The sequence below is a fragment of the Micromonospora sp. CA-248260 genome (assembly GCF_050942205.1).
Taxonomy (GTDB): domain Bacteria; phylum Actinomycetota; class Actinomycetes; order Mycobacteriales; family Micromonosporaceae; genus Micromonospora; species Micromonospora antibiotica.
The window spans coordinates 7,134,548-7,154,134 of sequence record NZ_CP192021.1; the positions used below are offsets into that span (position 1 = coordinate 7,134,548).

General features: G+C 71.0%; 17 protein-coding genes and 1 pseudogene. 14 read left to right on the plus strand and 4 right to left on the minus strand.

The window, feature by feature from the left end; translation table 11 throughout:
• Window positions 1-174 precede the first annotated feature (174 nt).
• Together ACQP2H_RS31090 and ACQP2H_RS31095 are read right to left on the minus strand one after the other, a co-directional pair.
• Window positions 175-2,256, minus strand: coding sequence for a choice-of-anchor D domain-containing protein (locus ACQP2H_RS31090; RefSeq protein ID WP_219465298.1), 2,082 nt, complete (start codon window positions 2,254-2,256; stop codon window positions 175-177).
• Window positions 2,257-2,545: 289 nt separating this feature from the next.
• On the minus strand, window positions 2,546-3,871 hold the full coding sequence (locus tag ACQP2H_RS31095; RefSeq protein ID WP_433230159.1) for a hypothetical protein: 1,326 nt from the start codon (window positions 3,869-3,871) through the stop codon (window positions 2,546-2,548).
• A gap of 302 nt (window positions 3,872-4,173) precedes the next feature.
• Between ACQP2H_RS31095 and ACQP2H_RS31100 the strand changes: the two genes are divergently transcribed.
• The 5 genes from ACQP2H_RS31100 (at window position 4,174) to ACQP2H_RS31120 (ending at window position 9,357) form a co-directional block, all read left to right on the plus strand.
• Entirely contained in the window at window positions 4,174-4,602 is a 429-nt protein-coding gene (locus tag ACQP2H_RS31100) for a hypothetical protein (protein WP_374197537.1), read from the plus strand.
• A 1-nt stretch (window position 4,603) separates the two neighbouring features.
• On the plus strand, window positions 4,604-6,244 hold the full coding sequence (locus ACQP2H_RS31105; protein ID WP_363817701.1) for a cation acetate symporter: 1,641 nt from the start codon (window positions 4,604-4,606) through the stop codon (window positions 6,242-6,244).
• Between the two features lie 157 nt (window positions 6,245-6,401).
• Complete coding sequence (locus tag ACQP2H_RS31110; protein WP_208565085.1) at window positions 6,402-7,166, plus strand: ABC transporter ATP-binding protein; 765 nt, start codon at window positions 6,402-6,404, stop codon at window positions 7,164-7,166.
• Window positions 7,151-8,839, plus strand: a complete 1,689-nt coding sequence (locus tag ACQP2H_RS31115) for an ABC transporter permease (RefSeq protein ID WP_433230163.1) — start codon at window positions 7,151-7,153, stop codon at window positions 8,837-8,839. Before ACQP2H_RS31110 ends, ACQP2H_RS31115 begins: the two co-directional genes overlap by 16 nt.
• Window positions 8,839-9,357, plus strand: a complete 519-nt coding sequence (locus ACQP2H_RS31120) for an SRPBCC family protein (protein ID WP_219465301.1) — start codon at window positions 8,839-8,841, stop codon at window positions 9,355-9,357. Before ACQP2H_RS31115 ends, ACQP2H_RS31120 begins: the two co-directional genes overlap by 1 nt.
• A gap of 13 nt (window positions 9,358-9,370) precedes the next feature.
• On the opposite strand, the gene ACQP2H_RS31125 is transcribed toward ACQP2H_RS31120, so the two are convergent.
• Window positions 9,371-9,571 (minus strand): DUF397 domain-containing protein, encoded by a 201-nt coding sequence (locus tag ACQP2H_RS31125; protein WP_433230166.1) that lies wholly within the window; start codon window positions 9,569-9,571, stop codon window positions 9,371-9,373.
• Window positions 9,568-10,056: a DUF5753 domain-containing protein gene (locus ACQP2H_RS31130; protein ID WP_433230168.1), complete on the minus strand. Its 489-nt coding sequence runs from the start codon at window positions 10,054-10,056 to the stop codon at window positions 9,568-9,570. Before ACQP2H_RS31130 ends, ACQP2H_RS31125 begins: the two co-directional genes overlap by 4 nt.
• Window positions 10,057-10,301: 245 nt before the next feature.
• On the opposite strand from ACQP2H_RS31130, the pseudogene ACQP2H_RS31135 reads away from it, so the two are divergent.
• The 9 genes and pseudogenes from ACQP2H_RS31135 to ACQP2H_RS31175 form a co-directional block, all read left to right on the plus strand.
• Window positions 10,302-10,835 (plus strand): annotated as a pseudogene (locus ACQP2H_RS31135) (flavin reductase family protein); the annotation flags it as partial.
• A gap of 333 nt (window positions 10,836-11,168) precedes the next feature.
• Entirely contained in the window at window positions 11,169-11,540 is a 372-nt protein-coding gene (locus ACQP2H_RS31140) for a DUF485 domain-containing protein (protein WP_208565091.1), read from the plus strand.
• Window positions 11,518-13,191 (plus strand): solute symporter family protein, encoded by a 1,674-nt coding sequence (locus tag ACQP2H_RS31145; RefSeq protein ID WP_219465307.1) that lies wholly within the window; start codon window positions 11,518-11,520, stop codon window positions 13,189-13,191. The genes ACQP2H_RS31140 and ACQP2H_RS31145 overlap by 23 nt, the downstream gene beginning before the upstream one ends.
• A gap of 186 nt (window positions 13,192-13,377) precedes the next feature.
• Window positions 13,378-14,355 (plus strand): NAD-dependent epimerase/dehydratase family protein, encoded by a 978-nt coding sequence (locus ACQP2H_RS31150; protein WP_219465308.1) that lies wholly within the window; start codon window positions 13,378-13,380, stop codon window positions 14,353-14,355.
• A 77-nt stretch (window positions 14,356-14,432) separates the two neighbouring features.
• On the plus strand, window positions 14,433-15,665 hold the full coding sequence (locus tag ACQP2H_RS31155; RefSeq protein ID WP_219465310.1) for an LCP family protein: 1,233 nt from the start codon (window positions 14,433-14,435) through the stop codon (window positions 15,663-15,665).
• A 250-nt stretch (window positions 15,666-15,915) separates the two neighbouring features.
• The gene (locus tag ACQP2H_RS31160) at window positions 15,916-17,124 is read left to right on the plus strand and encodes an LCP family protein (RefSeq protein WP_208565095.1); all 1,209 of its coding nucleotides are present in this window, start codon (window positions 15,916-15,918) and stop codon (window positions 17,122-17,124) included.
• A 196-nt stretch (window positions 17,125-17,320) separates the two neighbouring features.
• On the plus strand, window positions 17,321-18,262 hold the full coding sequence (locus ACQP2H_RS31165; RefSeq protein ID WP_357538157.1) for an LCP family protein: 942 nt from the start codon (window positions 17,321-17,323) through the stop codon (window positions 18,260-18,262).
• Between the two features lie 121 nt (window positions 18,263-18,383).
• A complete protein-coding gene (locus ACQP2H_RS31170) occupies window positions 18,384-18,719 on the plus strand; it encodes a rhodanese-like domain-containing protein (RefSeq protein WP_208565789.1) in 336 nt (111 codons plus the stop codon).
• 10 nt (window positions 18,720-18,729) lie between these two features.
• Window positions 18,730-19,521 (plus strand): glycerophosphodiester phosphodiesterase, encoded by a 792-nt coding sequence (locus ACQP2H_RS31175; protein WP_357538155.1) that lies wholly within the window; start codon window positions 18,730-18,732, stop codon window positions 19,519-19,521.
• Window positions 19,522-19,587: the final 66 nt, after the last annotated feature.

Here is a 19,587-nt window from a genome sequence, read left to right on the forward strand (position 1 = left end):
CGGAGACGGCCGACCCCTATAACCCGCGCTGTCGGCGAGGTCGCGGTGACTGCCGGCCCGGAACACGCGACGTCGGTGACGGAGTGCCCGGGAGGCCGCGACTTCAGCCCCCTGGCCTGGGGACGGCGAAGGGCGCCCCGGTCTGGCCGGGGCGCCCTTCGCCGTTGGGGCGGGTCAGCGCGGGGAGTGGGTACCCACGCCTGAGTCGATCACCTTGAACCTGCTGCCGGGGGACGTGGCCCGGCCCGTGGGCGGGGTGGCCGTGCCCGGGTAGACCCAGAGCGTGCCGACCACATCGGCGACCACATGTGTGTTACCGGAGTGGTTGTAGACGTTGAATCCCTGCGTGGGGCCGAGGATGCCCAGCACCGCGTTGGAGACCGTCTGCCCGGCGGCCGGGTTGAGGTTGCTCGCCGTGGGCCGGGTCATCGCCGAGTCGGCCGGCCACACCGTGAGCACGGTGTTGCTGGTCGGGGTGACCGCGGTGACGTTCATCGCGAGCACCTGCGTGCTGGGGGTCAGCATGCTCGCCGGCGCGGTGACCTTGCCGACCGCGGTCGGCCCGAGCACGCTCGGCAGGCCCTGGCCGATCCGGCTGTCCGCGATCCGGGTCGGCGACATCGGCGTGAACCGCAGGCCGTCCGGAACCGTGCCGTCGTCGATCACGCCCACCACGTCCACCACCAGGTGGGTGGTCTGCGAGGTGTAGATCGCGAACTGCGGGGCCCGCTTGCCACCGCACTCGGTGCACTCGACCGTCTCCACGATCGCGAGGTTCGGCACCACCTTGCCCGCCGGGTAGTTGACCGTGGACGCGGTGGGCACGTCCCCCTGCCCGGTCCAGGCCGTCAGGTAGCCGGCCTTGCGGGGCGAGACGGCGGTGATGTTGACGACGAGCGCCCGGATGTTGGCGTTGACGTTGCCGAAGCTGAGCCAACTCTCCATGTAGTAGGTGGCGGGCAGGGGAGCGCCGTCGTCCCGGGTGTCGTAGAGGCGGTACGGCTTGATCCACTGGTACTGGCCGCCCGGCCCCCGGCTGGAGAGCGAGTTGTTTCCCGCCCAGACGCCCGCCACGTCGACCACGACGTCCGTCGACCCGGCGTGGTTGTAGACCGACACCTTGCCGCCCGAGCCCACCTTAACGGTGACGCTGTTCGAGCCGAGCCACGACTTCGCGAAGTTGATCGAGGAAGCGGTGGGGCGGCTCTGGCCGGCAGGGTAGAGAGTCAGAAAGCTCCCCGCCGTCGGGCCGACGACTGTCACGTTCAGCACGACCGAGCCGACACCGCTGCTCGGCACGCCGCCCCGACCGGTGACCTGGAGGTCGACCTTCTTACCCGGGCCGATCTTGGCCTTGGGCGCACCCAGCCCGGAACGGGTGTCCATCAACCGCTTCGGCGTCAGCGGGTAGTAGCTGCCGGTGACACCCCGGAAGCCCTCCACGGCCAACTGCACCCGGCGGGTGCCGGAGGCGCTGTCATCGGCGAGCAGCAGGCTCGCCTGCTGCACCCCCTCCTTTGTCGGGTTGGCCGCGACAGAGACGGTGCAGGTCTGGCCCGGGGCCAGCGTCCGACCGGTGCAGTTCGAGCCGAGCAGCGCGAACGCCCCGGGCGTCGGGCCGCCCAGGCTGGCCGCCCCGAACGTGACAGGCGCGCTGCCGACGGACCGGAAGGTCACCGTCCGGGCCGCGCTGGGCACCGCGATCTCCTGGTAGTTGAAGCTCACCGGGTTGGGCTCGCCGTGCGCGACCGCGTAGTCCACGGACGAGTTCCAGCGCAGCTCACCGCTGACCGTGCCGGTGTAGTTGGTGCTGTCCCGGCAGCTGTACTCGTACGCGGCGGCGAAGGCGTCGACCCGGCCGGTGTCGCTGTCCCGGTCGGCCTGCCGGACCTTGATCCAGCCGGAGACGTGGCCGCAGCCGCGCCCGTCGGAGGCCAGGTCCATGGCGGCGGTGCCGCCGTCGCCCTGCCAGGTCGCCTGGTAGGTCTGACCGGCGGTCCACTGCTCGCCGGCCGGCGGCTGGATGCTGAGTCGCACGTAGGAGCCGGCCCGGGTGGTATCGACGGCCAGCCGGTCGTTGCTCTGCGCGACCACGGAGATGGTGGAGTTGTCGCGGTCGAAGACGTCGGACTGGTAGATCGGATAGCCGCCGGTCTGGTCGCCGACGTCGACGGTGAGGACCGTGTACGGCGCGGTGGGCGCGGCCAGCGCCATCCCCGGCAGTACGGCCAGCGCACAGGCCCCGGCAATGCTCATGCCGAGTAGAGCGCGAAAAATGCGCATGAATACCCCGTGAAGAAGGAAGAGTGATTGTGGACCACACACTATGGGTGGTGATCACGAGCGGCAAGGCCGAATCGACGGAATGCCAAGAAAGGGCATTGCGCCCTTACCGGATCGACGACCGGCACCGTGTCCGAAGCCCGTTCACCCTGCATGGCAGGCGCCTGCCATTCATCGTCGGAAAACGCGAGAGCGCCCCGACCGGGTGGTCGGGGCGCTCTGCGGGTGACGACTGACGGTCAGCCGTCGGGGTGGCTGTCGGTCAGCTCCGGTTCGCGGCCGGGACCGCGCTCGGCTTGGCCTTGCCGCCCTTCAGCGACGTGGCCGACTTGGCCGTGGACGCCGGCGGGTAGTAGAACGTGCCCACCACGTCGGCGACCAGGTGCGTGCTGCCGGACAGGTTGTTGACGTTGAACGCGTACTCCGGGCCGATGACGCCGAGCACGCCGTTGGAGACGACCTGGCCCGCGTACGGGTTCAGGTTGCTGGTGGCGGGCTTGCCGATGTCGTCGAAGTCGGCCGGCCAGGTGGTGATGACCGTGTTCTTGGTCGGGGTGACGGCGGTGACGTTCATCGCCAGCACCTCGGTGTCGGGCGTGACCAGCGCGCCCGGGGCGGTGACCTTACGGGTGCCGTTGGCCGGGATGGCCCCGGAGATACCCAGGTTGGAGCGGCTGTCCACGATCCGGGTCGGGCTCAGCGGCGCGAACCGCATGCCGTACGGGGACTCACCGTCGTCGACCACACCGACCAGGTCGACCAGGACGTGCGCCGCCTGCGAGGTGTAGATGTGGAACTTCGGCGCACCCGTGGTGCACCAACCGTTCAGCTCACTGCCGGTGCAGGGGGTGGTCTGCACGAAGGTCAGGTTGGGCACGTTCGTGCCGGCGAGGTAGTTCACCGTCGAAGCGGTCGGCCGGGCGCCCTTGCCGGACCACGCGGTGAGGAAGCCGGACTTGGCCGGCGACACCGCGGTGACGTTGAAGACGAACGACTTGACGTGCGGGTTGTAGTCGTCGCCGAAGTCGAGCGAGTATTCCAGCACCTGACCCGCCGGGGGCTTACCCTCCGGGTCCTCGCGGCTGTCCCACATGCGCTCCGGCAGGTACCACTCGTACTGGCCGCCGGCACGGTTGGTGAGGCTGTTGTCGCCCGCGTAGAAGCCGACCACGTCGACGATCACGTCGGTCGAGCCGCTGTTGTTGAAGACCGAGACCTTGCCACCGGAGCCGAGCTTCACGGTGACGTTGTTGGAGCCCAGCCAGCCCTTGGCGAAGTTGACCGAGGAGGCGGTGGGGCGGGACTCACCGGTCGGGTAGGCGGTGAGGAAGCTGGCGGCGCTGGGACCGGTGACGGTCACGTTCAGCACGACCGCGCCGACGCCGCTGGCCGGTACGCCACCACGGCCGGCGACCTGGAGGTCGACCTTCTTGCCGGCACCGATCTTGCCGATCGGGGCACCCGTGCCGTTACGGGTGTCCAGCAGGCGGGCCGGGGCGACCGGGTAGTAGGCACCGGTCACGTCGTCGAGGGCCGCCGCCTTCTGCAGCGGTGCGGAGACGGGAGCCGCGGAGGCCGTACCCGGCACCACGGCCAGTGCACATGCTCCGGCGAGAGTGACGCCGAGGATAGTGCGAATTTTGCGCATAGAGACCCCGTGTTCGAAGAGGAAAGGATTGGCCGCCCCAGCGTAGGGGCCCGGGTCAATGCCGGCAAGGCCGATACAGATGACCGCCCGGTGACGTTCCGGTGAGGACGAATCACACGAAATGCCACCGGCATCCTCGGCCCGTCGCTGTCGTCCACAGGATGGCCGCCTTGTCCACAGGTTGTCCACACCCCCCGGTGGACGACACTTGACATTCGGGCCGGGCCCGCGAGACTGCCCGGGTGACCGCCCACCACGAGCCCGAACCGACACCCCGGGACCCCGGGCCACCGGCCGCCCGGCCGACCGGGCGGGTACGGATCGTGCTGGCCGGCGTCTCCCGCCGGGACACCCGGGCCGACCACACCCGCACCGAACTGGCCCAACAGACCCGGGTCGGTGAGGCGCTGGTGCGGGGCCTGGTCCGGGCGCAACTCACCCTCGCCCTGCGACTGAGCCTGCTGGTGCTGGTCGGGCTAGGCGGGCTGCCCTGGCTGTTCGCCATCGCACCCCCGGTCGGCCGGGTCACCGTGCTCGGGGTCAACCTGCCCTGGCTGCTGCTCGGGGTGGTCTCCTTCCCGTTCCTCATCGCCGTCGGCTGGGCGTACGTGTGGCTCGCCGAACGCAACGAACAGGACTTCGTCGACCTCGTCCAGCGGCCGGAACGCTGAGATGGGCAACGGGTACGTCGTCCCGGCGATCGTCGCGGTCACCCTGGTCACCGTCGGTATCGGCTTCTACGGTCTGCGCCTGGCCCGGACCACCTCCGACTTCCTGGTGGCGTCGCGGACGGTCAGTCCGACCTGGAACGCCGCCGCGATCGGCGGGGAGTACCTGTCGGCGGCGAGCTTCCTCGGCATCGCCGGCCTGATCCTCAAGTACGGCGTCGACGTGCTCTGGTATCCGGTCGGCTTCGCCGCCGGCTACCTGGCGCTGCTGCTCTTCGTCGCCGCGCCGCTGCGCCGCTCCGGGGCGTTCACCCTGCCGGACTTCTGCGAGCTGCGGCTCGGCTCCCGCCGGCTGCGCACGCTGGCCACCGTGTTCGTCATCTTCATCGGCTGGCTCTATCTGGTGCCGCAGTTGCAGGGCGCCGGGCTGACCCTGGCCACGGTGGCCGGCTCGCCCTACCCGGTGGGGGCGCTGCTGGTCGCGGCGGTGGTCACCACCAACGTGGCGTTCGGCGGAATGCGCGCGATCACCTTCGTCCAGGCCTTCCAGTACTGGCTGAAGCTGACCGCGCTCGCCGTACCCGCGATCTTCCTGGCCCTCCAGTGGCAGGCCGACGCCCGCCCGGCGGTGACCCCGCCCGACGGGCCGGCGTTCCGCACCGCGACCACCGTCGTGGTCGAGCACCGCGCGGCCCTCACCTTCCCCGACGGCACCATCCGGGAGGTACGCCCCGGCGACGAGCTGAGCTTCGCCGCCGGTGACCCGGTGCCCGAGGTGTCCGGGGCCGCCACCGGGGCGGCCGACTGGCTGCTGCCCAGCGCCGCCGGGGACGACGACCGGGGGCTGTTCGCCACCTACTCGCTGATCCTGGCGACCTTCCTCGGCACCATGGGACTGCCCCACGTGCTGGTGCGCTTCTACACCAACCCCGACGGCGCGTCGGCCCGGCGGACCACCCTGGTGGTGCTGGCGCTGGTCGGCGTCTTCTATCTGCTACCCACCCTCTACGGCGTGCTCGGCCGGATCTACACCCCGCAACTGCTGGTCAGCGGGCAGACCGACGCGGTGGTGGTGCTGCTTCCCGAGGCGGCGCTCGGCAGCGGCGTCACCGGGCGGCTGCTTGCCGCCCTGGTCGCCGCCGGGGCGTTCGCCGCCTTCCTGTCCACCTCGTCCGGGCTGCTCACCAGCGTCGCCGGGGTGATCTCCACCGACGTGCTGGGACGCGGCTCGGTACGCGGCTTCCGGCTGGCCACGGTGATCGCCGGCGGGGTGCCGGCGGTGCTCGCGCTGAACGTCTCCGGGCTGGACGTCTCCCAGGTGGTCGGGCTGGCCTTCGCCGTCGCCGCGTCCAGCTTCTGCCCGCTGCTGGTGCTCGGCATCTGGTGGCGCGGCCTGACCGACCTCGGTGCGGCGGCCGGGGTGCTGGTCGGCGGCGGGGCGGCGATCGGCGCGGTGCTGGTCACCGTGCTCGGCCCCCCGTTGTCCGGCTGGCCGGCCACCCTCACCACCCAACCGGCCGCCTGGACGGTGCCGCTCGCCTTCACCGTGATGATCGCCGTGTCGATGGCGACCCGCCGTCGCACCCCCGTCGACGTCGGGGCCACCATGCTCCGCCTGCACACGCCCGAGTCACTGCGCTCCTGACCGTTTCGTCCCGGTCGTCCGGGGCCATGCCAGGATCGACGGGGCGGTCACGTCACGTCTCGGATCCTTCACCGTGCGCGACCGTCCGTCTCGGGGATGAGCCCGGATCGTCCCCCGGCGGGAGCAGCCACTCGCCCGGCCCGGATACGGTCGACACATGACTGGTGAACACCCTGCGCTGGCACTCCGCGGCCTGGCCAAGCAGTTCGACGGCAAGGTGGCGGTCGCCGGGGTGGACCTGGCCGTCCCCGCCGGCTCGTTCTACGGACTCCTCGGCCCCAACGGCGCCGGCAAGACCACCACCCTGTCGATGGCCGTCGGACTGCTCCGACCCGACCACGGCAACGCGTGGGTGCTCGGGCACGACGTCTGGGGTGACCCGGTCGAGGCGAAACGGCTGCTCGGCGTCATGCCCGACGGCGTCCGGCTGTTCGACCGGCTCACCGGCGCGGAGCTGCTGGCGTACCACGGGCTGCTGCGCGGGATGGACCCGGCGGTGGTCGACCAGCGGGCGGCGGAGCTGCTCGACGTGCTGGCCCTCACCGACGCCGGCCGGACCCTGGTCGTCGACTACTCCGCCGGCATGAAGAAGAAGATCGGCCTGGCCTGCGCGCTGCTGCACGGCCCCCGGCTGCTGGTGCTCGACGAGCCGTTCGAGGCGGTCGACCCGGTGTCGGCGGCGCTGATCCGCGACATCCTGCACCGGTACGTGGTCGGCGGCGGGACCGTCGTCTTCTCCAGCCACGTCATGGAGGTCGTCGAGCGGCTCTGCTCGCACGTGGCGATCCTCGCCGACGGCACCATCAAGCGGGTCGGCACCCTCGCCGAGGTGCGTGGCGAGCGTTCCCTGGAGGACGTCTTCGTCGAGGTCGTCGGCGGCCGGACCGCTACCGGTGAGGAGCTGGCGTGGCTGTCCCGGTGAGCACACCCGCCGAGCGGGTCCGCCCGGTCTCCCCGCGCCACTTCGTCCGGCTCAAGCTGCGGGTGATGGGCAACAACTTCCGGGGCCAGGGCTGGCGGATCGCGCTCTTCGTGGTCGGGGTGGTGGTCGGGCTCTGGTTCGCGGCCGGCGGTTTCCTGATGTTCGCCGCCCCCGGCTTCGCCGACGAACCCCGCTACGCGGTGATGGCGGCGGCGTTCGGTGGCGGGGTGCTCGTCCTCGGCTGGCTGCTGCTGCCACTGGTCTTCTTCGGTGTCGACGAGACCCTCGACCCGGCCCGGTTCGCCCTGCTGCCGCTGTCCCGCCGCACCCTGGTCACCGGCCTGTTCGCGGCGGCGCTGATCAGCGTGCCGGTGTTCGCGGTGCTGGTCGCGGTCGCCGGGCTGGTGGTCAGCGCCGCGCTGCTCGGCGGCGCGGCGGCCGGCGTCGTCGCCGCCGTCGGCGTGGTCGCCGGGGTGCTGCTCTGCGTCGCCGCCAGCCGCGCGGTGACCAGTGCGTTCGCCACCATGCTGCGGTCCCGCCGGGTCCGTGACCTGGCCGCCGTGCTGCTCGCCGTGGTCGCCGCGCTGCTCGGCCCGTTGCAGCTCGTGGTGCTGGCCGCCGTACGCACCGCCGACTGGGACCGGCTCGTCGGGGTGGCCCGGATCGTCGGCTGGACCCCGTTCGGCGCACCCTGGACGATCGGCCTGGACGTGGCCGAGGGCCGGGCCTGGGCGGTGCCCGTCAAGCTGCTGATCACCGCGGTCACCATCGGGGCGCTGCTGCTCTGGTGGTCCCGGTCGCTGGAGTCGGCGATGGTCGGCGCGGCGAGCGCCGCCCCGACCAAGACCCGCCAGGCACCGACCGGCGGCGCGATCGCCCAACTCTTCCCCCGCGCGGTCGGCTGGGCCCGCCGGGACCGGTTCGGCGCGCTGGTGGCCCGCGAGTGCCGCTACTGGTGGCGCGACGCCCGACGACGGGCCAACCTGATCACCATCGCCGTGGTCGGGATCTTCGTCCCGGTGATGGTCAACCTCGGTGGCGCGGGCTTCGCCGTCGGCCAGGAGGGCTTCGAATCCACCGGGGACCCGTCGCCGGTACTGCTCAGCATCTCGATGATCTTCGTCGGCGTGCTCGCCTCGGTGACCCTGGCCAACCAGTTCGGCTTCGACGGCAGCGCCTACGCGGCGAACGTCGTGGCCGGGGTCCCGGGTCGGCTGGAGCTGCGCGCCCGGATGACCGCCTTCTCCGTGTACGTGCTGCCGATGCTCGGTCTCGTCTCCCTGATCATCAGCGGGGTGCTCGGCCGGCCGGAATGGTTCGGGGTGGCGGCGGGCGCACTGCTCGCCTCGTACGGGGTGGGATTGGCGATCAACGGGTTCATCTCGGTGCTCGGGGCGTACTCGCTGCCGGAGACGAGCAACCCGTTCGCGATGAACGGCGGTTCCGGGGTCGCCAAGAGCATGCTCACCCTGCTGTCCATGGTCGGCTCGGCCGTTGCCGCCGTACCGATGGTGGTGGCCGCCGGGCTGCTCGGCGACGTCTGGCTCTGGCTGGCCCTGCCGGTCGGCGCGGCGTACGGGGTGGGGGCGGCGCTGCTCGGGGCGTACCTGGCCGGGGACGTGCTGGACCGCCGGATGCCGGAGTTGCTGTCGACCGTCACCCCCCGCCGCTGATGCCGGTCGTCGAGGCGGTCACCACCGTCGCGGTCCCGCCGGAGGTGGCGTTCGCGGTGTCGCAGACCGTCGCGCCGGTGCGCTACCGGTGGGACCCGTTCGTCCGCGAACAGCACTTCGTCGACGGTGCCACCCGCCCCGGCAAAGGCGTGCGCACCTTCACCCGGTCCCGGCACGGCCTCGTGATGATCAGCGAGTACGTCTCCTTCGCCCCGCCGACGAACGTGGGGATGAAGATGGTGCGCGGCCCGTGGTTCTTCGAGATGTTCGCCGGTGGCTGGCGGTTCGCACCGGCACCCGAGCCGGGCCACACGGTCGCCACCTGGCGGTACAGCTTCCGTTGCCGGCCGGCGTTCCTGCGCCCGGTCGCCGACCGGGTCGGCGTCTGGCTGCTCACCCGGGACATCCGCCGCCGGATCGCCGGTTACGCGGCCGGTTGCGCCGACCCGCAGGTGCTGGCCGCCGCCCGTGCCACCCTGTCCGTCGACCCTCCACCCACCGGCACGGGTACGCCCTAGCGCCGCACCGCCGTCACGGGCGGCGGGTACGGCCGACCCTGACGGTGCCGACGAAGGAACGCCAGGTGTCGGGGGTGAAGTGGAGCGTCGGGCCACAGCGGTCCTTGCTGTCCCGGACCAGCACCACCCCGGGCAGATTGTCCGCCACCTCGACACAGTTGCCGGAGTCGTCGGAACGCGACGAGGTCCGCCAGCGTGGCTCGTCAGGGGTCATGGCGTCACCTTCAGCTTGTTGACCAGATCGAGCGAGGCGCGCTCGGCCAACGCCTCACCCAACAGACTCTCCCACTTGCGCAGCATCAGTCGAATCCATTCCGGATGGTCCGCGATCTGCCCTCGGGCGGTGTTGTCCAGACACAGGACCTGCTCGCTCCCGGGCAGTTCCGCCAGCACGAACCCACCGCCCAGCGAGACGTGCGCACCGGCATCGAGCGGCAGCACATGGAGCCGCACATGAGGCAGCTCAGCAGCCTCCAGTAGCCGTCCGAGCTGCCGGTCCATCACCGCCGGCCCACCGATCGACCGCCGCAGTGCGCTCTCGTCGATGACGAAGACACACTCGGGTGGGTCGTCCCGCCCCAGTACCGCCTGTCGGCTCATCCGGAGCGCGAGGAGTTCCTCCACCCGCTCGTCGCGCTGGAGCCCGCCGGCCGAGAAGACGGCCCGCGCGTAGTCCTCCGTCTGGAGCAGCCCGGGCACCAGACACGGCTCGAAGTTGCGCAGCCGGGTTGCCTGAGCCTCGTAGCTCTGCCAGGGCAGGAACCATGACGGTGCCCGCTCCCCCTCCTGGTCTCTGGGCGCGCGCCCGGTCGGCGGGAAGGTCCGACGATCGTCTACGCGTGAGCGGCACCGAACCGGCGTGTCGTAGTCGTTTACCCGTGGACGATCATGAAAGCGAGGCCGTCTCTCGCCCCGACCTGGCAACGCGGGACTGGGCGGGGGCCACAATGTTTCACGTGAATCCAGAACCGGGTGCCGAGATCCACCACACCGACCCGTTCGCGGTGCCGACCGGGCAACGCTCGCCGGCCCGTCGGCTGCGGGGACGGCTCGCCGCACCGGTGACGCTCTGGACCGCACCCGGCCCGGCCGGGCTGACCGTGTCGTCCACCCTGGTCGCCGAGGGGGAGCCGGACCGGCTGCTCGGCCTGATCGACCCCGAGGCCGACCTCTGGGCGGCGATCGAGGAGGCCGGCCGGTTCGCGGTGGCCCCACTCGGGCCGTCCCACCGGCAGCTCGCCGACCGGTTCGCCGGGCTCTTCCCCTCGCCGGGCGGCCTGTTCGCCACCGACACGTGGACCGACACGCCCTACGGGCCGGTGCCCGCCGACGCCGGGAGCTGGGCCGGCTGCCGCCTGGACACCGCCCGGGAGTACGGCTGGGCGCTGCTCGTCGAGGCCACCGTCGAAACGGTCGAGATCCTGACCGACACCCCGCCCCTCCTGCACCACCGGGGCCGCTACCACCAACTCCCCTGACCGGGCGGGGTGGCGTCGCAATGTCACCGATATAGCGGCTTCCTGGCCGGCGGATACTGCTATATCGACCCAAGAGAGTGGATCATGGCCGGCCGGGCGGGGCCAGGGCGGCCGGCGGGGCGGGGTCATGGTCCCGGGCGCGGGGCGGGTCGGGGCGGGCGGCGGGAAGCGGGCGGCAGGGGCCGGTGAGCGGGGTGACGTGGGTCACTGGGCGCAGGTGGGGGACCGTTCGGCGCAGGGGACTGCCGGGATCGATCTGCACCTTTTCTCGCAGGCAGGCCGCTCTCTACGGTGCGCGAAACTCCCGATGCCTGTGAAGGTGGTGATCCACAGATGTCCACGGACACACCCACGCCCGCCCCGGCCGAGTCGGCGGCGGAGCGTTATCTGGCCGTACAACGGTCGGACGAGTTCGTCGGGTTGCGCCGCGCGCTGCGCAGCTTCGTCTTCCCGATGACCGTCGCGTTCTTCCTGTGGTACGCGCTCTACGTGATCCTCTCCGCCTACGCGCGGGACTTCATGGGCACGAAGCTCTTCGGCAGCAACATCAACGTGGCGCTGATCTTCGGGCTGCTCCAGTTCGTCTCGACGTTCCTCATCGCCTGGCTCTACTCGCGGTACGCCGACCGCAAGCTCGACCCGACCGCCGACCGCATCCGCGCCGAGATCGGGGAGGTGACCCATGAACACGGTCCTCGCGGTTGAGGCGGGTGGCGGCACCGCCCGCAACCTGACCATCACGCTGTTCCTGGTCTTCGTGGCGGTGACCCTGGCGATCACGATCTGGGCCAGTCGGCAGACCAAGACGGCCACCGACTTCTATGCCGGCGGCCGGTCGTTCTCCGGTTTCCAGAACGGCATGGCGATCGGCGGCGACTACATGTCGGCCGCGTCGTTCCTCGGCATCGCCGGCATCATCGCGCTGTACGGCTACGACGGCTTCCTCTACTCGATCGGCTTCCTGGTCGCCTGGCTGGTGGCGTTGCTGCTGGTGGCGGAGCTGCTGCGCAACTCGGGCCGCTACACGATGGCCGACGTGCTGGCGTTCCGGATGCGGCAGCGCCCGGTGCGTACGGCGGCGGCGGTCTCCACCATCACGGTGTCGATCTTCTATCTGCTGGCCCAGATGGTCGGGGCGGGCGCCCTGGTCGCGCTGCTGCTGGGGATCAAGCCGGGCACCACGTTCCTCGGCATGGACGCCGACACCGCCAAGATCGCCACCATCATCATGGTCGGCGCCCTGATGATCATCTATGTGACCGTGGGTGGCATGAAGGGCACCACCTACGTCCAGATCGTCAAGGCGTTCCTGCTGATGACCGGCGCGCTGGTGATGACCGTGCTGGTGCTGGCCAAGTACAACTTCAACCTGTCGGCGCTGCTCGGTGACGCCGCCGCCACGTCGGGCAAGGGCAGCGCGTTCCTCGAACCCGGGCTCCGCTACGGCGTCGAGGTGGCCGGCAACTCGACGCAGACCTTCTATAACAAGATGGATCTGCTGTCGCTGGGCATCGCCCTGGTGCTCGGCACCGCCGGCCTGCCGCACATCCTGATCCGCTTCTACACCGTGCCGACCGCCAAGGCGGCCCGCAAGAGCGTGCTCTGGGCGATCGGCATCATCGGCACCTTCTATCTGTTGACGCTGGCGCTGGGCTTCGGCGCGGCGGCGCTGGTCGGCGGCAAGGCGATCGTCGCGCAGGACAAGGCCGGCAACACGGCCGCGCCGCAGCTCGCCGAGGAGTTGGGCAAGACCTTCCTCGGCGGCAACCTGGGCGGGGCGACCCTGTTGGCGATCATCGCGGCGGTCGCGTTCGCCACCATCCTGGCGGTGGTCGCCGGCCTGACCCTGGCCTCGTCGTCCAGCCTGGCGCACGACTTCTACGCCAACGTGATCAAGAAGGGGCAGACCTCCGAACGCCAGGAGGTCCGGGTGGCCCGGATCTCGGCCCTGGTCATCGGCGCGGTCTCGATCGCCCTGTCGATCTTCGCGCAGAGCCTCAACGTGGCCTTCCTGGTGGCGTTGGCGTTCGCGGTGGCCGCCTCGGGCAACCTGCCGGCGATCCTCTACAGCCTGTTCTGGAAGCGGTTCAACACCTCGGGCGCGGTCTGGGCGATCTACGGCGGCCTGATCTCGGCCGTGTTCCTGGTGTTCTTCTCGCCGGTCGTCTCCGGCGCACCGACCTCGATGTTCCCGGAGCACGACTGGCAGTGGTTCCCGCTGTCGAACCCGGGGCTGCTGTCCATCCCGTTCGGGTTCCTCTGCGGCTGGATCGGCACGGTCATCTCCAAGGAGCACGACGAGGACAAGTACGCCGAGTTGGAGGTGCGTGCCCTCACCGGCGCGGGTGCGCACTGAGCAACCGGCACCACGAGGCCCCCGCCGCGAGCGATCGCGGCGGGGGCCTCCGCCGTCGCCCGGGGCCCGCCGACCCCGACGGCCGCGTCGTGGCAGGCCCCGAGGCAGAGACGGGCAGGGTACGGGGCACGGGCGTCACCCAGGTCGAAATGACCTGCGGCGGTCGCGCTGAGTAGGCTGACCGCCATGAAGGTTGCCCAGCGGTTCGGTAGCGGTCACCGCGTCCTCGTCACCGGCGGTGCCGGGTTCGTCCCGTCGCACCTGGTGGACGCCCTGATCGAGCGCGGGTGCACGGTCGTCGCGCTGGACAACTTCGTCACCGGCTCCAAGGACAACGTCGCGCACCTGGCGGAGCACCCACGGTTCACCCTGGTCGAGGCGGACATCTCCGAGGGTCTGCCCAGCCACCACCCGGCCCTGGCCCAGCGGTTCGACGCGATCCTGCACATGGCCTCCCCGGCCAGCCCGACGGACTTCGCGAAGCTGCCGGTGGAGATCCTCCGGGTCGGCTCGGTGGGCACCCTGCACCTGCTCGACCGCGCGGTCACCGACGACGCCCGGTTCCTGATGGCCTCCACCTCCGAGGCGTACGGGGACCCGAAGGAGCACCCGCAGCGGGAGACCTACTGGGGCAACGTCAACCCGATCGGGGTGCGCAGCGTCTACGACGAGGCGAAGCGGTTCTCCGAGGCGGCCACGATGGCGTACCACCGCAGTCGGGGGCTGGACGCGGCGATCGTCCGGATCTTCAACACGTACGGCCCCCGGATGCGGCCGGACGACGGCCGGGCCATCCCGACGTTCATCTCCCAGGCGTTGCGTGGCGAGCCGATCACCGTGCACGGCACGGGTGAGCAGACCCGGTCGATCTGTTACGTCGACGATCTGGTGCGCGGCATCCTGCTGCTGCTCGACTCGACGCAGACCGGCCCGATCAACTGCGGCACCGAACACGAGCTGACCATGCGGCAACTCGCCGAGACGATCGCGTCACTCTCCGGCAGTACGTCACAGGTGACCTACGTCACTCGCAGCTCGGACGATCCGGAGATGCGCCGCCCCGACCTGACCCTCGCCCGGGACCTGCTGGGATACCAGCCGCAGGTGTCGCCCGACGAGGGCCTGCGACGCACCATCGACCATTTCCGCAGCCGGCTAGGGTAGCTCTCCCACGCCACGCGGGGCGCTCGGGAGGCTTCACATTCAGCGAACGCTCGACCCGCCTACGTACGCTGAAACGCATGTCAGCGACCTCGTCAGCCGGCGCCTCGCTCCCGTACCTGCACCGCAGCGCGGGCCGTGCCTCGGTGCCCGGCTCCGACCGGGGCGCCACCGGGCGCACCCGCCAGTCCGACGCGCAGTGGTACCCCTCGCACCAGGAGAGTCAGCCCCGGTCGGGCGGGCCGGGTGGCCCCGGCACACCCTCGGGGCCGGGCGGGCCGGGGAACTACGGCCGGCGTGGGCCGCGCCCGCGCTGGGGGCGGATGGCCCTGGTGGCCGGCGTGACGGTGCTGGTGGTGGCGCTGCTCGGCGGGATCGGGGCCTGGTTCTACACCCGTAACCTCAACGAGGACCTGGCCCGCACCGACCCGTTCTCGGAGATCACCGGTGGGCGGCCGGCGAAGGCGGTCGACGGGGCGCTCAACATCCTGCTGGTCGGCACCGACTCGCGGGACCCGGACGCGGCGGTCGACAAGCCGGGCGAGTGGCGGGCGGACACGCTGATCGTCATGCACATCCCGGCCGACCACAAGTCGGCCTACCTGGTCTCCGTCCCGCGTGACCTGTACGTGCCGATCCCCGAGAGCGCGGGCGCGGCCTGCGACTCCGGTCGGCGTGCCAAGATCAACGCTGCCTTCGCCTTCGGTGGCCTGCCGCTGGCGGTACGCACCGTGGAGTGCTTCACCGACGTCCGGATCGACAACGTGATGGCGATCGACTTCGGCGGCTTCAAGGAGGTCACCGACGCGCTCGGCGGGGTCGACCTGAAGGTGGAGCGGAGCATCACCTCGATCCACAAGCCGTACCGGAAGTTCACCAAGGGCACCATGCACATGGACGGCGCGACGGCCCTGGACTGGATCCGCCAGCGCAAGCAGTTCCCCCAGGGCGACTTCGCCCGGATGCGCCACCAGCAGGAGTTCCTGCGGGCGCTGATGGACAAGGCGGCGAGCACGGGCACGCTGACCAACCCCAAGAAGCTGAACGCGTTCCTCCAGTCGGTGACCGCCGCGGTGACCGTCGACAACGACTTCTCCCTCGGCGACATGGCGATCCAGTTCCGCAACCTGCGCGGGGAGAACCTGACCTTCCTCACCAGCCCGAACACCGGCAGCGACACCATCAACGGCGAGTCGGTGGTGGTGTCGGACCGGGAGAAGGCGCTGGCGATGTACAAGGCGATGTCCGCCGACACGATGGCGGACTGGGTGGCCGCCGACAAGAAGGCGGACACGCCGGGCAACGGGAACTGAGCCGGCCCGGCATCCGGGGTCGGCCCGACCCCGGATGTCGGGCAGATTTCGACGAGCGTCATCAGAGGTCTTTACCGAAGGCTTGATCATCAAAAGCCAACAGCCGTCCGGTCTCATCGATTCATCCGTTCGGACAAATCGCGGAGGAAAAGGTCGGGTTGTCTGGGATTTGTGCGTGTGACGACCTCGCCTTGACGGGAAGCGGTACGTAAAGTGGTCCCGCCCCCCGATCACGCGAGCTGGAGCATGCATGCCGGTTCAGACCAGCCCCCGCCCTTCGTCGCTGAACGCCGACCCCTACCGGGCGTCGGCCGCCGTCCCGTCACCGGGCGGTCGCGGCGGTCGGCCCTCCGGCACGGCCCGCAAGCGCACCCGGCGCAAGGACCCGCTCTGGGCGCGGCTGACCGTCATCTTCGGCGCGGTGCTGATGGTGACCAGCGGCATCGCGATCGTCGGCAGCAAGGCGCTGATCAGCCAGGCCACCGGCAACATCGCCCAGCGCAACCTGCTCGGCGGGGCGGGGAAGACCGAGGCGGAGGGCGGCGCCAACCTGGACGGCCCGATCGACATGCTGCTGCTCGGCGTGGACGCCCGGGAGCGCTGGGCCGCCGACGACGTCCGGTCGGACAGCATCATCGTGCTGCACATCCCGGCCAGCCACGACCAGGCGTACCTGATCTCGATCCCCCGCGACACCGAGGCACAGATCCCCGCGTTCAAGAAGAGCGGGTTCAAGGGCGGCACCGACAAGATCAACGCGGCGTTCCAGGCCGGCGCGCGCAACGGCGGCGGCTGGGAGGGCGGCGCGCAGCTGATGGCCCAGACCATCAAGAACATGACCGGAGTCAGCTTCGACGGTGCCGCGATCATCAACTTCGGTGGCTTCAAGAACGTCATCGACACCCTCGGCACGGTGCGCATCTGCGTCAGCCACGAGGTGAAGTCGCACCACATGATGATGGTCGACGGCAAGCAGATGTGGAACGCCGACGCCAAGAAGACCGGCCGGCCGATGACCCCGGTGGTCTACAAGAAGGGCTGCCGGGAGATGAACGGCCTCCAGGCGCTCGACTACTCGCGGCAGCGTTACGGCCTGCCCAACAGCGACTACGACCGCCAGCAGAACCAGCAGCAGCTGATCAAGGCGATGGCCCGCAAGGCCACCGACAAGGGCATGATGACCAACCCGGTCAAGGTCAACCAGCTGATCAAGGCGGCCGGCAAGGCCTTCATCCTGGACACCGGCGGGGTGCCGGTCGCCGACCTGGTCTTCACCATGCGCGGGGTCACCGCCAACGAGTTGACCATGCTGCGCACCAACGGTGGCACGTTCAACGGCAACGCCAACAACCGTGAGGCGCTCAGCCAGCAGACGCTGGACATGTTCCAGGCGATCAAGGAAGACAAGCTGGCCGAGTTCGTCTACGCCAACCCGAGCGTGCTGTCCACCCGGAAGTGACCCGCCGGTAGTCCCGGCGAACCGCCCCGGGGACCCGTGGTCCCACCGTAGCCTGACGTGAGAAGCACTCACGTTTCGGCCACGGGAGGGCGTCACGGCCAGGTCAGCGCGATCCGTTCGGGGGCGGGGCACACCGCCTCCCGCCCGGCGCGGGACACGCTGGTCGCGGATCCTGCTCGGCGTCGGCCTGACCCTGGTGCTGCTCGCCGGGCTCGCCGTCGTCGGGGTACGGCTGCTCGCCCACCGCTACGACCGGACGGTCAGCCGGGAACAACTACTCTCCCCCGACGCCCGGCAGGCCCGCACCGAGCTGGACACCGGGCTGAACTACCTGATCGTCGGCTCCGACCGACGCCCCGGCGCAGCCGGGGCGGACCAGCGGTCGGACACCATCCTGATCGTGCACGTTCCGCCCGGCCTACGGCAGGCGTACCTGATTTCCGTCCCCCGCGACCTGCTGGTCGCGATCCCACCCGACGCCGCCGGCTACGGCGGGGGCCAGGACAAGATCAACGCGGCGTACGAGCACGGCGGTGGCGGCGAGGGCGGCACCCGACTGCTCTCGGCCACCCTGACCCGACTCACCGGCATCCGCTTCGACGGCGCGGCGCTCGTCGACTTCGCCGGCTTCCGCCAGGTCATCGACCTGCTCGGGGGCATCCGGATGTGCGTCGACACCGAGGTCCGGTCGATCCACACCGGGACGAACTTCCCGGTCGGCTGCCAGCAGATGGACGGCGCCAGGGCGCTGGACTACGCCCGGCAACGCTACGACCTCCCGAACGGCGACTACGACCGGCAACGACACCAGCAGCAGATGCTGCGGGCGATGCTGGACCGGGCCGCCCAGTCCCACCTGCGCAGCGACCCCGTGCAACTGGACCGGGTGCTGCGGGCGGTCGGCAGCTCGCTCACCGTCGACACCAACGGGGTGCCCCTGGACGACCTGGTGTTCGCGCTGCGTTCCCTGCCCGCCGACGCGCTGCACGGGGTGCAGTTGCCGTCCTACCCGCAGACCATCGACGGCATCTCCTACGTGGTGCTGGACCAGGGCGGCGGCGGGCTCTTCGACGCCGTCCGCACCGACCGGCTGCCCGACTGGTCGCGGGCCAACCCGCGCTGGGTCAACCGGCTGTGACCACCACCCCGACCACCGGATCCCGCGCCACCGGGGTCCCGGAAGCCACCGAGGTGCCGGGAGCCGCCACGCCGGCTGCCGACGTGCCGTCGGCGGCACCGAGGATCTAGGCTTGGTGACCGTGTTCGGATCCCAGGTTCCCAGCGTCCCCGTGACCGCGATCGACGACGACACCTACCTGCTCGACGTCCGGGAGGACGACGAGTGGGCGGCGGGCCACGCGCCCGGCGCCCACCATGTGCCGATGATGGAGCTGCCGGCCCGGCTCGCCGAGGTGCCCACCGACCGCGAGGTGGCGGTGATCTGCCGCTCCGGCGGGCGCTCCGCACAGGTGGTCGGCTACCTGCTCGGCAACGGGTGGGAGCAGGTGCGCAACGCCGACGGCGGGATGCGGCAGTGGGTGGCCGTCGGCAAACCGGTGGTCACCGGGGACGGGCAACCCGGCCAGGTCATCTGAGCGACCGAGCATGGGTGATCCACTGGTCTTCGCGCACCGTGGCGCGTCGGCCGACCTCCCCGAACACACCCTGGCGGCCTACCTACGGGCCCTCGACGAGGGTGCCGACGGGTTGGAGTGCGACGTCCGACTGACCCGCGACGGGCACCTGGTCTGCGTACACGACAGGCGGTTGAACCGGACCAGCAACGGTCACGGCCTGGTCAGCGCCCGCACCCTGGCCGAGCTGGAGACGTTGGACTTCGGCTCCTGGCATCCCGGGTGCACACCGGCCGACGGCGACGAGGCGCTGGACGACGCGCACACCCGGCTGCTCACCCTGGACCGGCTGCTGACCGCCGTACGGGACGCGGGCCGCCCGGTCCGGCTGCTGGTGGAGACCAAACACCCGTCCCGCTACCGGGGGGACGTCGAGCGCCGGTTGGTGACCATGCTGCGGCGACACGGGCTGGCCGAACCGGGCCCCGACGACCCGGTCCAGGTCACCGTGATGTCGTTCTCCCCCCTGGCCGTCCGCCGGGTCCGTGAGCTGGCCCCGGCGCTGCCGACGGTGCTGCTGCTGGAGGTGCTGCCCCGCTGGCTGCCGCTCGGCCGGCTACCGTTCGGGGCCCGGATCGCCGGGCCGGGCATCGGCCTGGTCCGGGCCCGCCCGACGCTGGTGCCCGCGCTGCGGGCCGCCGGCCACCCGGTGTACGTCTGGACGGTCAACGAACCGGCCGACCTGGACCTGGTCCTCGACGCGGGGGTGGACGGCGTGATCACCGACCGGCCCGCCCACACCCTGGCCCGGCTCGGCCGGTGAGGCCCGTCGCCGCCCGACCGGTGAGGCCCGTCGCCGCCCGACCGGCTCGGCCGGTGCGGCCCGTCG